12 protein-coding genes are annotated in these 13,013 nt (G+C 66.2%); 4 read left to right on the top strand and 8 right to left on the bottom strand.

Annotated elements, in window-relative coordinates; genetic code table 11:
- Positions 1 to 88: 88 nt before the first annotated feature.
- Complete coding sequence (locus OG716_RS06520) at positions 89 to 1,027, bottom strand: endonuclease/exonuclease/phosphatase family protein (protein ID WP_405136793.1); 939 nt, start codon at positions 1,025 to 1,027, stop codon at positions 89 to 91.
- Complete coding sequence (locus tag OG716_RS06515; RefSeq protein WP_405136792.1) at positions 1,024 to 2,973, bottom strand: glycoside hydrolase; 1,950 nt, start codon at positions 2,971 to 2,973, stop codon at positions 1,024 to 1,026. Before OG716_RS06515 ends, OG716_RS06520 begins: the two co-directional genes overlap by 4 nt.
- A gap of 75 nt (positions 2,974 to 3,048) precedes the next feature.
- Between OG716_RS06515 and OG716_RS06510 the strand changes: the two genes are divergently transcribed.
- Both OG716_RS06510 and OG716_RS06505 read left to right on the top strand, forming a co-directional pair.
- On the top strand, positions 3,049 to 3,711 hold the full coding sequence (locus OG716_RS06510; RefSeq protein ID WP_405136791.1) for a response regulator transcription factor: 663 nt from the start codon (positions 3,049 to 3,051) through the stop codon (positions 3,709 to 3,711).
- The gene (locus tag OG716_RS06505; protein WP_405136790.1) at positions 3,708 to 5,069 is read left to right on the top strand and encodes an ATP-binding protein; all 1,362 of its coding nucleotides are present in this window, start codon (positions 3,708 to 3,710) and stop codon (positions 5,067 to 5,069) included. Before OG716_RS06510 ends, OG716_RS06505 begins: the two co-directional genes overlap by 4 nt.
- Before the next feature lie 141 nt (positions 5,070 to 5,210).
- Here OG716_RS06505 and OG716_RS06500 read toward each other — a convergent pair whose 3' ends face one another.
- The 3 genes from OG716_RS06500 to OG716_RS06490 all read right to left on the bottom strand — a co-directional run bounded on the left by OG716_RS06500 (position 5,211) and on the right by OG716_RS06490 (position 7,318).
- A complete protein-coding gene (locus tag OG716_RS06500; RefSeq protein WP_405136789.1) occupies positions 5,211 to 5,771 on the bottom strand; it encodes a DUF6817 domain-containing protein in 561 nt (186 codons plus the stop codon).
- Between the two features lie 34 nt (positions 5,772 to 5,805).
- Positions 5,806 to 6,210 (bottom strand): DUF1003 domain-containing protein, encoded by a 405-nt coding sequence (locus OG716_RS06495; protein ID WP_405136788.1) that lies wholly within the window; start codon positions 6,208 to 6,210, stop codon positions 5,806 to 5,808.
- A 115-nt stretch (positions 6,211 to 6,325) separates the two neighbouring features.
- A complete protein-coding gene (locus OG716_RS06490) occupies positions 6,326 to 7,318 on the bottom strand; it encodes an AraC family transcriptional regulator (protein ID WP_405136787.1) in 993 nt (330 codons plus the stop codon).
- A gap of 695 nt (positions 7,319 to 8,013) precedes the next feature.
- On the opposite strand from OG716_RS06490, the gene OG716_RS06485 reads away from it, so the two are divergent.
- The gene (locus tag OG716_RS06485) at positions 8,014 to 8,829 is read left to right on the top strand and encodes an SDR family oxidoreductase (protein WP_405136786.1); all 816 of its coding nucleotides are present in this window, start codon (positions 8,014 to 8,016) and stop codon (positions 8,827 to 8,829) included.
- Here OG716_RS06485 and OG716_RS06480 read toward each other — a convergent pair.
- The 3 genes from OG716_RS06480 to OG716_RS06470 form a co-directional block, all read right to left on the bottom strand.
- On the bottom strand, positions 8,811 to 9,704 hold the full coding sequence (locus OG716_RS06480; RefSeq protein WP_405136785.1) for an oxidoreductase: 894 nt from the start codon (positions 9,702 to 9,704) through the stop codon (positions 8,811 to 8,813). The genes OG716_RS06485 and OG716_RS06480 overlap by 19 nt on opposite strands.
- 50 nt (positions 9,705 to 9,754) lie before the next feature.
- Positions 9,755 to 10,903 carry an acyl-CoA dehydrogenase family protein gene (locus OG716_RS06475; protein ID WP_405136784.1) on the bottom strand — a complete coding sequence of 383 codons (1,149 nt, stop codon included), beginning with the start codon at positions 10,901 to 10,903 and terminating at the stop codon, positions 9,755 to 9,757.
- Positions 10,904 to 10,975: 72 nt separating this feature from the next.
- Complete coding sequence (locus OG716_RS06470) at positions 10,976 to 12,061, bottom strand: DUF1152 domain-containing protein (protein ID WP_405136783.1); 1,086 nt, start codon at positions 12,059 to 12,061, stop codon at positions 10,976 to 10,978.
- 113 nt (positions 12,062 to 12,174) lie between these two features.
- Between OG716_RS06470 and OG716_RS06465 the strand changes: the two genes are divergently transcribed.
- A complete protein-coding gene (locus OG716_RS06465; protein WP_405136782.1) occupies positions 12,175 to 12,918 on the top strand; it encodes a GntR family transcriptional regulator in 744 nt (247 codons plus the stop codon).
- Positions 12,919 to 13,013: the final 95 nt, after the last annotated feature.

The raw sequence follows: 13,013 nt of genomic DNA, 5'->3' as shown, positions 1-13,013 counted from the left end.
GCCACCCCGAGCTCGCCCGGCGCCCCCGTCCCAGACAGTGTAGGCGCGTTTTGTGGACCGGTCGATCACATGCAGGTCACCTGCGGTGTCAGCCCAACCCGATGACCGCCGAGACCGCGCGATGATCGGGGCCCGGGACACTCAGGACCGACGGGTCGGTGACCGTCACGCCGCGTCCGAAAATGTGGTCCAGCCGGGCCATCGGGAAGGATGCGGGCCAGGTGAAGCCAGCACCCGAGTGGTTGTCCCGGTAGCCGGGGGCGAAGCCGGACCAGTGCCGGTCGGTGCCGGCGGTATTGAAGTCACCGACGACCACGACACGGTCTGCGCTTTCCTTGCTCAGCGCCCGCGACAGGATGCTCAGGCCGTTGTTTCGAGTTGCGGTGTCGCCGAGCCGGATCGACGGCAGGTGCACGACGTAAACGACGAGTTCTCCATGGGGAGTAACAATTTGGGTGCGTAGCCCGCGATGCCAATCAACGCCGACGTCGACGGCGCTGGTGTCCGAGATCGGGTATCGGCTCCACAGCCCGACGGTGCCGAGTTGGTCGTGATAGCGATAATCCTCGTCCAGGATGCGTAGCACCGCTTCACGATTGGTGCCGCCGAGCTCCTGTACCGCGATGATGTCGGCATTGGTAGCGGCGAGCGCGCGGGCGGTGGCTACGGGAGAAGTGTTGGCGGCGAACAGGTTCTGCGAGACGACACGAACAGATTGCGATGCCGGGACCGTTCGGCTCGGCGGACCGGGGGCCCACCACGATCCGAAGAGGTAGGCCCAGGCCATCAGCGGAACCAAGGCGGCGACCGCACCGGCCGGACAGCGGAACAGGACAGCGAGAACCGCCAGCACCGGGACCAGTGCGCCCAGCCACGGAGCCGCGGTATCCACCGCGACGCCGAGACCGCCGATATCCGGGATCCTGGTGTGCCCGATCAGCAGCAGGGTGAGAAGTGCTGCCGCACCGATGAATACGACGGTCTTGCCGTTTCCGGTACGACTGGTAACCTCGTGCAGCTGATTCACTGGGCCGGGCACAGTCGTCGCGGCGTCTTGTCGCCCTTCAATTGCGCATCCACGCACCCGCCGGGCAGACCGCCGGAATCGACGGTGCCGAAATTGGCGGTGACCGTGAGGCCTCCGTCACCGAAGACGGTGCGCTGCACCAGGTGGTCATCGGTGAGCCAGCGGAAGTCCGTCATCGGCAGGGTGCCCGCCGCCTGGTGCAGTGGGGCGAAGAACTGTTGCAGGCGTGCGATTTCGGGACCGTGTGCGGTCAAGGTGGCGCGGTCCAGGGCGAAGTTCAGCGGGGTGTTGTTCAAGATGGCGGTGAGGGCCCGCATGGTCTGCTGTTGCGGGAGTTTGTAGTACGACAGCTCCCAGCGGTCCACATTGACCAGCGAGTCGTGCAGGACGGTTTCGTACAGCGGGACGCGGTACGCGGGATCGAACATCGACTGCACCACGTTCGCGGGCAGGTCGACCGGCTTGAAGAACACCTGCGGCGCCTGCTCCGGGTAGTACGCGCCCCAGACCTGACGATTGCGCTGGAGCTTCCAGATCTCATCCGAAATCGTGTTCTGCGCACCGTGATCGAACGCGAGAACGGGGGCCGCCCAGGCGCCGGCCGCTTCCGATCCGAGCACCTGTCCGCGCTCGGCGAGCCAGCGCATGCGGTCGAGGCGGTTGGTGCGGTCCTGCTGCTGATTCATGGGGTGAGCGGCGGTGTAGTCGTCGAAGAAGTCACCGGCGGCATCGACGTCGAGGAAGTAAGTGTTCGCGCCGTTGGCGGACATCTGCGCGTAGCGGTCCTGGAACAGCTTCGGATCCTGTTTCAGCGCTTGCGAACTCACGTAGCAGCCGCGGCCGCCGAAACCGTTCTCGGGTTTGCCGTCGGCATCGTGGACACAGCCGTCCGGCCAGATCCGGCCGGGCCAGCGCGAACCGGGATTGTCGGCGGTGGCAGGGTCCTGGGCGTTGTCCCACGAGTCGTAGGGTCCGGCAAGGTATCCGGCGTTCTTCGCGGCGTCGATCGCATCCTCGGTCATCGGGTGGTCGTCGGCGTCGTAGCCCAGCCACATATGACTCAGCCCGAGATCGTGCATCTGCGCGATGGCCTCGGGGCTGCGGCCGTCACCCCACAGGTAGGCGTGAAAAGCGCCCAGCAGCTTGGTGATCTGCGGATTCTTCTTGATCTTGTCCGTCATCGAGACGAATCGGCCGTGCTTGATCAGCTCATCGCGGTAGTCCTTCGCGGCGGCGACAGGTGACCCGTCCGTGAGTGTGAAGGTCACCGTGTAGTCGCGGGTGCCCGCACGCTCGTCGAAGTCGTGTTCGGCGCTGGAGATCAGCTTGCCCGCAGCGGAATTCACGGTGAGGCTGCTGCCGATATCGGTGGGCACGATGTAGCCGACACCACGAGCGCCGAGGGTGTAGCCCCAGAACGGCATGGTCAGGCCGGAGGTCAGGGCGAGGGGTTCGCCGATGAGTCCAGTGCCGGGGCCGTTCCAGAACGGGTCTCGCACCGGCAGGGACAGGCCCTCGCCGCGCGGGATCTGGAGGGCGGTCGCGCTCGCATCGCCGCCGGTGATCGGCCAGGTGAGTTTCGAGTCGCGGTCGCTGTGCACTGTGATTCGCAGACGGTCGTCCTCGGTGGCCGCGGTCACCGACAGTGCCCGATCCGGATAGGTCCAGTGCGCCTGGGTGCCATCGATTCGCACCGGGCCGGGTGCGCCCAGCCGATCAGCTGCCGGAGCGGACAGTTCGACACTGTGCCCGCCGGTGGTCGCAGTGACCGCCAGCGAAGTGGTGTCGACGTTCGCGCTGCCGTCACCCATTGGGATAACCACCCGATTGCCATCAACCTTCGGGCTGGCGGCCGTCGTGTCCTGGCCACAGGCCGTGAGCCCGGTGGCCGTCAGACTCAGCAGCGCGATCACGGCCACGGCTCGTGGCGATCTCCGAAGTCTCATGGTCGCCACCATGTCGGCCCGAAATGAGAGTTCGATGAGAAAGCGCAGGCAGAGGTAGTACGTATAGTCCGGGGAGTGCGGGTACTGGTGGTCGACGACGAAGCGGCGGTGCGGGAGGCGCTGGTGCGCGCCCTCGACAGCGAGGGCTACGAGACCCACTCCGCGGTTGACGGCGGTGGCGGGCTGGAGGCGATTGCCCGGTGGCAGCCGGAGGTGGTGGTGCTGGATGTGCTGATGCCGTTCATGGATGGGCTGACGGCCTGCCGCACGCTGCGCGGTCGCGGTGATCGCACGCCGATTCTCATGCTCACCGCGCGTGATGCCGTGGCCGATCGCATTGCCGGGCTCGATGCGGGCGCCGACGACTACCTCGTCAAACCGTTCGATCTGGAGGAGTTGCTGGCCCGGGTCCGGGCGCTGGTGCGGCGCACCTATCCCGAGGACGGCGCGATGCTGTCGGCGGCGGATCTGATCATGGACACCAGCGCGCATACCGTGCGCCGCGCCGGACGCGAGATCGAGCTCAGCCGAACCGAATTCGCGCTTCTGGAAGTACTGCTGCGCAATGCGGGGCAGGCGCTGCCGCGCGAGACGCTCATCGACCGGGTGTGGGGCCACCATTCGTCGAATTCACTCGAGGTCTATATCCGCTATCTGCGGCGCAAGATCGAAACCACGGGGGAACCGCCGCTGATCCATACGGTGCGCGGGGTGGGCTATCGGCTGGGCACAGCGTGAAGCGACTCGGGCTGCGCGGGCGGATCGCCGTATTCTTCGTGCTGGCAATGGCTTTGGCGCTCGCGGGTATGGGCGCCGCCGCGTATGCCGTGACCGGGCACGAATTGAACAGTGCGCTGGATCTGGGGCTGCGGCGGCAGGCCACCCGGATCATTCGGCAGTTTCCGGTCGAACCACAGGTGGCCGCCATGTCGGGCCCCTGCGAGTATCTGGCCGCACCGAGCTGTGTGCAGGTGGTGGCGGCCGACGGGACCATCGAATCCGAGCATGCGGCCGGCGCCACGCTGCCGATCGATGCCCGAACACGTGCTGTGGCAACAGGTTCGGCGGACGGGTACTTCTCCGATATCACTCTCGCCGGCTATCGCATGCGCATGTACACCGCACCGCTGCGGCCCGGAAGCGCCGTGCAGGTGGCACAGCGCTCCGAAACGGTCGACACCGGTTTGCGGCGAGTGGGTATCGCACTGCTCGCCGCGGCTGCCGCAGGGACCCTGCTGGCGGCGGCCATCGGTACGATGCTGGCGCGGCGTGCACTGGCGCCGGTGGCGGCATTGACCCGGGCGGCCGAGCGGGTGGCGCGCACGCGAGATCCCAACGAGCACATCACGATTACGGGGTCCGATGAGCTTGCCCGCCTGGGAACCAGTGTCAACACCATGCTCGACGAACTCGACGCGGCGCTCACGGCTGAGCGCGATTCCCGTGCGGCACAGCAGCGTTTGATCGCCGATGCCTCGCACGAGCTGCGCACGCCGCTCACCGCGCTGCGCACCAATATCGACCTATTGCGCCGTTCCGCGCGCTTGACGCCGGGTCAGATCGATGACACCGTCGCCGCGCTGCGGGTGCAATCGGAGGAGCTCTCGGGACTCGTCACCGATCTCATCGATCTCGCCCGCGCGGACGATCCGGCCGCGCCCCACGAAGTCCTGGAAGATCTGCGGCTCGACACATTGGTCGCGGGGCGAATGGAAACTGCCCGAAGGCATTGGCCCGCAATCACCTTCGATGCGCGACTCGAGCCGACCACAGTCCAGGGCACGGCCGCCCGCCTGGCCCGCGCGGTCACCAATCTGCTCGACAATGCCGCCAAGTTCAGTCCGCCCGGCGCGACCGTCCAAGTTCGGTTGAGCGACCGGCAACTGACAGTTCGCGATTCGGGCGCAGGCATTGCCGCCGAAGATGTACCGCACGTCTTCGACCGCTTCTACCGCTCCCCCACCGCCCGCACCACTCCCGGCCACGGTCTCGGTCTTGCCATCGTGGCGCAGGTCGCCGAACTGCACGGCGCGGAAGTCGGCGTAGTCTCCGAACCCGGCCGAGGATCCGAGTTCCGCCTCACCTTCCCCGGCTGATCCTGCGCGGCGGACGCGAAATATCGTGGCGAGCGTCGTCGATCGGTTCGCCGACCATGAGGCACGCATGGACATTCGAGGCCCGGTGGCACAAGCCCAGCCGCGCTCTCGACGACTACGAATTCCGCAGAGCGCTCGGCACTACTCGGGCCTGAGCTGGGCGTCGCAGGCCTGCCACGCCTTAGCGGTGAGGTACTGCTTCGCGCCCGCGAAGAGCGCGTGCAGCGCCGCACCGTGTTGCGCCGCCAGGGCCTCATTGTGCGCCATGACGTCCAATTCGTTGGCCGCGGTGATCTCCAGGAAGGCGCTCATCGCAGGCGTCGGCGGGCGGGAATCCGCACCGGTGAAGCGGTCTCGGAACAGCACGGGGGAGGTGGCGAGGCGCGGATAGACGAAGCCGCGGTCACAGCTGCCGTAGAAGTAGACCAGGGCCTCGGCCTGATTGCCGATGAGCGCGGCAAGGGTGGCGCGCTCGGGCAGCTCGAGCAGGGATTGCGCGAAGCCGTCGGTGCCGTAGGCGGCGTGACACAGACCCGCCAGCTGGATGTTCTCGTCCGCATCCCATTCGGCCAGCACATCGGCCACCCGGATCAGATGCGCCAGCAGGGTACCGCCGGGGTGCGGTATGCGGTCCGCGCCGTGACCGGCCAGAAACTGCTCCGCATGAGCGCGTCGAAACCCGTTCCGCCCGAATACTTTCACGCCTCTCAGTTTGCGCCCTGCACGGGCGCGACCGCTACTGGCTGCTGTTCGGCTGATCCAGCAGGCGGCGGTGCAGTTCGGTGGTCATCTGATGGATGGCGCGGGTGAGTTCAGTATTGGTCTTCAGTTCCAGCTCCTGCTCGGTGAAGTCGTGATCGGCCTTCATCTGCTGGAATTCGGCCTGCCGGTTCTGGCCGATCATGACGAAGGTCGACAGGAAGATCGCTTCCAGAGAGACGACCAGCGTGAGCGTGGGCCACGGCGACTTCTCGACCAGCAGCATCCAGAGGGCGAATCCGACGGCGTGGATGTAGACGAACAGCATGGAACCGGCGAATTTGGTGATCCAGTCCGCGACGCGCAGTTGCAGATTCGCGGCGCGCTGGGCACGCAGATTGACGACGGCGGGGTGGTGCGTGGGCTGCGACGACTTCGTCACGGTCGGTCTCCTGAGCGGATCGGCGGCGGGCTGCTGCCGGAATCGTAGCCGCATGTCGGGGCGCCGGAAGCCGCCCGCAGGCGCGCACGTGCGTCGTGGCCGCCGCCGTCACCGTCTACACCGCTTCGGGCACCCGCGCGCGCACCCCGCGTGCCCGGTATTCCTGTGGCGGACAACCCTTCCAGCGCCGGAAGGCGCGAATGAAGGACGCCGCCTCCGCATAACCGAGGCGGGCCGCCACCTGCTCGGTCGTCATATCGGTGTGGTCCAGCAGCTCCTCGGAGAGCAGTTGCCGGACTTCGTCCAGCAGGGCCCGGAAGGAGGTGCCCTCCTCATTGAGCCGTCGCGACAGCGTGCGCGGACTCATGAACAGTTCCATCGCCACCGCGGCCTGGTCGGGTACCTCACCGGGATTGCGCACCAGCAGATCGCGCACCGACCCGGCGACGCCCGTGCGGGCCTGGCGGCGAGCGAGCAGATCGCGGCACAGCTGTTCGCAGGTGCTGCGGGCCCACTCATTGGCTTGGGGCAGCGGCACATCCAGATAGGAGCTGTCGAAGACGGCCACATTGGCGGGTGCGCCGAAATTCGGTTCGACACCGAACACCGCCCGGTGCCGGGAGGTATCGGACGGCGCCTGGTGCCGGAAGGCGATCCGATGGAACGGCACGCCCGTCGGGTACAGCTCCCGGCCGATCATCTGGATACCGGTCACCACCCGCTCGGCGAGAAAGGCCCGGACATCCTCGGGCACCTCATGATCGTCGAAGATCAGCCGCGCCTCACCACCGGACTCCTCGAAGTCGATCTGCCCGAAGGCGAAAGCGAGTCCGACGTACCGCAGGGCCACGCCCACCGCATCGCGCAGCGTCTGGCTGGCCAGCAGCGCCAGCCCCCACGGTCCGTACAGCGAGATGTGATAGCGGCTACCGGCTTCGATGCCGAGTCCGGGTTCGGAGCCGAAGCGAGCGAGCAGGTTACGCACGACGGTGAGTTCCTGACGTGCGGTGACCTCGGAGTCCGGGTCGATCACGGCGGCGGGTGAAATACCTGTCCCGGACAGACAGACCGCAGTAGGCATTCCGCGTTCCTCGGCGAGCTGCGTCATAGCGTGCACGCTGGATGTATTCCTCGGCAGATCCCATTCGAACATATACCTGTAGTCCTCATCGACTCCACAACAACAAGTGTTTCCGGCGGTATCGGGTTGACCTCGGCCGCCGGTCCATTTGCTGATCCTGCCGTGTCTGGGTCAGTTATTCCAGTGGCTGGGCGAAATTTCTGCCGTCAGGAGTCGCACCCGAAGGACATCACCATTGCCTGTGCCGACGCCGATCTGTCCGTCGCCGGGACCGATCGGGAGAGCTGGATCTGCGATTCGGCGCGCAGGACGGGCACACAAAATCGCAAAATTTGCGAACCTTCCTGCGCGACAGGCACACATGAATCGCTACCGGTGCCAGTCGAACCGACCGACCCGGTCGACGGCTGGTTCAGCCGGATCACGGTGGCCGCGGCCGACCTGCCCGCGCCGACCCACCCCTGCCCAACCAGGGCAATACCTCCCCGATGGTCTCGTTTCCTCACGTAACAAAGCATTTTCGCCCGCGATGGGATACGCATCCGGTTCGCCGGATCGGTGACTACCCGAGGGAAGCTCCAGCATGAATGCACACACTCTCCTGTTAATGCCTGTGCTGGCCCTCGTGGCCTTCGGAATCGGTGTGTGGCTCGGTATTCGCTCGACCATCTGCGAGCGTCGGCGGCAACGTGCCGACAGCGAACCCGCTACCGTGCTGATACATGAGCGCGAATTCGACTCGAACGGTGGTAGTTACCGGCGCATCGTCCGGTATCGGTAAGGCGACCGCAGCGGCCTTCGCGGCGCGCGGCCACCAGGTCATCGGCACCAGTCGCGATCCGAGCTCGATCGCCGAGGCGGACCGCGTGCCCGGCGTCGAGTACCGGGCCCTGGATCTCACCGACGCCGCATCCATCGCAGGTTTCATCGCCGCGCTGGGTGAGGTCGACGTGCTGATCAACAATGCCGGTGAGAGCCAGGCCGGTCCGCTCGCCGAGCTGCCGACCGATGCGATCGAACGCCTCTTCCAGCTCAATGTGTTCGGCGCGGTGACACTCACCCAGGCGGTGCTGCCCGGTATGCGCGCACGCGGCTACGGGCGGATCGTCATGGTCGGATCGATGCTCGGCAGCTTTCCCATGCCGTATCGCTCGTCCTATGCCGCGGCCAAGGCCGCGCTGCGCGGTTTCGCCACCGCGGCCCGCTTCGAGGAGTCGCCGTTCGGCGTGTGGATCACCACCGTCGAACCAGGACAGATCGATACCGGGCTGCGCGAGCGGCGGACCAAGTACATCGACGAAGGTTCCGCGCACACAGCGGAATTCACGCGGTTCATGGCCAAAATGGATGAGAAGCAGGGTCAGGGCATCGCACCGGAAAAGGTGGCCGCGACGATTGCCGGTGCGGTCGAGGCCGATCGGCCGAAGCCGCTCTACGCGGTGGGGAGCAATGCGCCGCTCATGTTCGCGGTCCGCCGGCTGGTCCCGCGCACGGTGATGGAACGGCTCATCGCGGCCTCCTACGGCCTGAAGCGGTAGTGCACGCCGGTCATCCGCTCGGACTCCTCCCACAGCCGCGCCGCCAACTCGGGGTCGCGGGCGAGCGGACTGGGCTCGTGTAGTACCGGGTATCCCTTGGTGCGTCCGGTGGGCCCGAAGTACTCGCCGCCGCGCACACCCGGATCGGTGGCCGCGCGCAGGGACGGCAGGGAGCCCATCTCGGTCGTCTGCGTGACCAGCCGCGAGAGGGGGCGCAATGCGGGGTGGGACAGCAGCCTTGCGGTGGGCCCGAGATTGCGGTTGAAGTCCGAGGTTGCGACTCCGGGGTAGGCGGCCGCCGCGACGAGCGTCGTACCCGCGCCCGCGAGCTGCCGCTGAAGTTCGAAAATGAACAGCAGGTTCGCGAGTTTGGATTGACCGTAGACATGCATGGGTTTGTACTCGCGGTGTTCGAACCCTAGATCGGCCAGTTCCACAGTGGTGCTGCGATATCCGGAGGCGCGGCTGCTGACCGACACCACCCGCCCCGCCGGCGCCAGCAGGTCCAGCACCAGACCGGTCAAGGCGAAGTGCCCGAGATGGTTGGTGGCGAAGGTGGTTTCGAACCCGTCCACGCTCACCGAACGCACGCGGGTCAGCGTTCCGGCATTGTTGATCAGCACATCGATCCGCCCGAACCCGTCGTGCAACCGGGCCGCCGCTTCCCGTACCGAGGCCAGTGACGCCAAATCCATTCGCAGCACCGGTAACTGGGCCCCGGGCACCTGCGCGCGGATGCCTGCCGCGACGGCCTCGCCCTTCTCGATCGAACGACAGGCCAGCACCACCGTCGCCCCGTGCGCGGCCAGCTGCCGTGCGGTCTGCGCCCCGAGTCCGGCGCTGGCCCCGGTCACCACGGCAACCCGCCCACTCATATCCGGTATGTCAGCCGCAGTCCAAACCATTCCCGACGATAACCCGCCGCTCACGTGAGTTTCAGGTCCCGGCCGATGATTTCGCGCATGATCTCGGAGGTGCCGCCGTACACGCGGGTGACGCGGGCGTCGGCGGCGGCGCGGGCGATCGGGTATTCGCGCATATAGCCGTAGCCGCCGAAGAGCTGCTGGCAGCGGTCCAGGCAGCGGAATTCCATTTCCGACGCCCAGAGTTTGGCCTTGGCCGCATCTGCGGGGGTGAGGCGGCCGGCATTGAGTTCCAGGACGCACCTGTCGATGAAGGCTTCGGCCACCGAGACCTCGGTCGCCACATCCGCGAGCACGAACTTGGTGTTCTGGAAGCCGCCGATGGGCTGGCCGAAAGCCGTTCGGCCGCCGACATATTCGATGGTCGTGCGCAGTCCGGCGCGAGCCCGCGCCAGACACGCCACCGCGATCTGCATGCGCTCCTGCGGAAGGTTCCGCATCAAATACTCGAATCCGCGCCCCACCTCACCGAGCACATTCGCCTTCGGCACTTCGACTTCGGTGAAGATGAGCTCCGCCGTGTCCTGCGAATGCAGTCCGAGCTTGTCGAGATTGCGCCCACGCTCGAACCCCGCCATACCGCGCTCGAGCACCAGCAGGGTCACCCCTCGATGCCGATCGGGCGAGGTGCGCACGGCGGTGATCACCAGATCAGCGTTGATTCCATTGGTAATGAACGTCTTTGCGCCGTTCACCACGAAGTGATCACCCATATCCACCGCGGCCGTGCGTATCCCGGCCACATCCGACCCCGCCCCCGGCTCGGTCATCCCGATGGCGGCAATGCTCGTCCCCGCCACGAACCCCGGCACCCAGCGCTCCCGCTGCTCCGGCGTGGACAACTGCGTGAAGTACGGCGTGCAAATGTCATTGTGCAGCGCGAGATTCAGCCCTACCCCGGCACAGTCCGCATCCATGAACTCCTCGATGAGAATCTGATTGAACCGAAAATCCGCCACCCCCAATCCCCCGTACTCCCGGGGCGCCGCAAACCCCACCAACCCCAGCTCCCCCGCCCGCGCGAACACCCCCCGCGGCACAATCCCCGCGTCCTCCCACTCCAGATAATGCGGAGCCACCTCCTTCCGCACAAACCCCCGCGCCAACTCCGCAAACGCCCGGTGATCATCCTCGTAATGCCCACGTTCCATACCCCCATAGTCCGGCCTCCGCACACTCGGATACCAGACAATCGCGGTCATCTCGGCGAGCTGTGATCCGAGCTATCCGGTTCGGTACAGCGGCGGGCGGTACTGCGCGGGGCGAGCCTCGGCGAGCAAGGTGCGCAGACGTTGTCCGCTGATCGGGTCCATGGCTTCGGCGATTTCAGCGACACGGCGCAGGGTCAAGTAGTCGATTCGCGCGCCGCGTGCGCGGTCTGAGTATCGATCGATCACGGGCAGCGCATCGCCTGGCGCCGGACGGGCTGCCACCTCAGCGAGTCTTCCTCGCTCGAAGTCGATCTCCGAACTCCCCCGGTACGAGCGTATGACTTCCTCTACTGCCTCCAGGGTCGCGGTTTCAGCCAGGTGTGCGGCAAGACTGTTCGCGCATACAGCCGCGCTGTCGACCTCGTGCACGATCGGCGCCGCGTCGGTCAGTGTCACGGTGGTATGACCCTGCCGCGTTTCGACCTTTCCGCGCACACCGTCGGCGGCGGCTGCCAGCAGACCGTTGGCCTCCGACGGATGCCATTCGAACAGCGGGCGAACACTGTCGAAGTCCTTGGCGGCGAAGGTGAACCGCGGCGTGGCTCCGAGATCGGCCAGCCGCGCGGCAAGCTCGCCCTCCGTCAGCTCACCATCGAGACCCACGCCTGCGACCAGGAGCCGGAGCGGTAGTCCCGACCGTACGGCCGCTGCCAGAACCAGTGAATCAGCGAGAGGTGTGCGCAGGCTCGCCTCGGTGCCGACAGCGATAATATCGCCGCCGACATCGACAAGCAGAACCTCGTCGGCACGAAACAACCTTGCCGCCGAACTGATTTGGACGCTCAGGCCCACAGCTCCCGCCAGGGGATCCAAAAGCAGGAACCGATACGGAAGAAGACCGGCGAGCGCCGGGAGCGTCGGGCGGCCACCACTGCGTAAGCCCGATTCAGCGCTGATTTCGTAAACGCCGGAAGCCAACTCGACGATTCCGACGAAGTCCGCAACATTCCGAGGGCCGGGCGCAGGATCCAGCATGAGCCGATCCCACGAATAGCTCATGATCGCCGCAACCTCGATTTCCCCGAGCTTGCGACCGACCATGGCAGCGGTAATCGCATCACCTCCACCACCCGCCGCAATCACCAATGTCCGGACCATGAATCGAAATCCCCTGCCCGGCCGCGGCCGACCGCTCATCACGCACCGTTGATACACTGGCCAGTGGTCTATGGTACCCGCGTCGGGCGCCGGATTCACAGGAGGACTGAGCCTTGCCCGAGATCGAAGAGGTTCTCCCCAAGTATCTTCAGATCGCCTGCTACCTGCGCGACCAGATCATCCGCGGCGATCTGCCGCCCGGTTCAGAGGTGCCGTCCGAGCGCGAGTTGTCCACGGCGTGGAAGGTCGCACGCCCGACCGCGGGCAAGGCGTTACAGGCTTTGAAACAGCAGGGCCTCGTGGAGTCTCGCCGCGGTTCCGGAACGTTCGTGCGGGAGCGGAAGCCTGCTCCTCGCGCACGCGAGAGGTATGCCCGCGCAGCGGAATTCGGCACGATGTACTCCGAGAGCGAAGCGGTGGAGTTTCTGTTCGCGGGCGTCGTGACCGGCCCGGACCATGTGACCGAGGCACTCGGCCTACGGTCGGGGACCGACGTGATCGAACGTCGGCGCCTGATCAGCAACCGCATCAGCGGGCCCGTCGAACTGTCCACCTCCTGGTTCCCCGCACTACTCGCCGAACGGGCACCACGACTGCTCGAGCTCGAACGCATCCACGGCGGCACTGCGCGGTACTTGACCGAAATCACGGGGCAGGCTGCCGATTACGCACGTGAACAAGCATGCGCCAGACTGTCGAACGCCGAGGAGCGACGCCTGCTCGGGCTCGGCAGGCCTTCTGCCGTACTCGTCTACTGGCTGACGGTGTTCGATACCGATGACCTCGTCATCCAATTCGACGAGGCCGTGTACCCCCGAGAACACTGGGCCTTCAAGAACGAGTACCCCCTCAGCTGATCTTCGCCATACCGATTCCGCCCCAATTCATTCGAAGTGGCCTATACCACTGATTGAACTGTGGCATAGTCCACCTACCGGGATTCGAACCGGCA

The organism is Nocardia sp. NBC_01388 (assembly GCF_045040085.1).
Classification (GTDB): domain Bacteria; phylum Actinomycetota; class Actinomycetes; order Mycobacteriales; family Mycobacteriaceae; genus Nocardia.
This window is presented reverse-complemented; position numbering and strand designations above follow the sequence as displayed.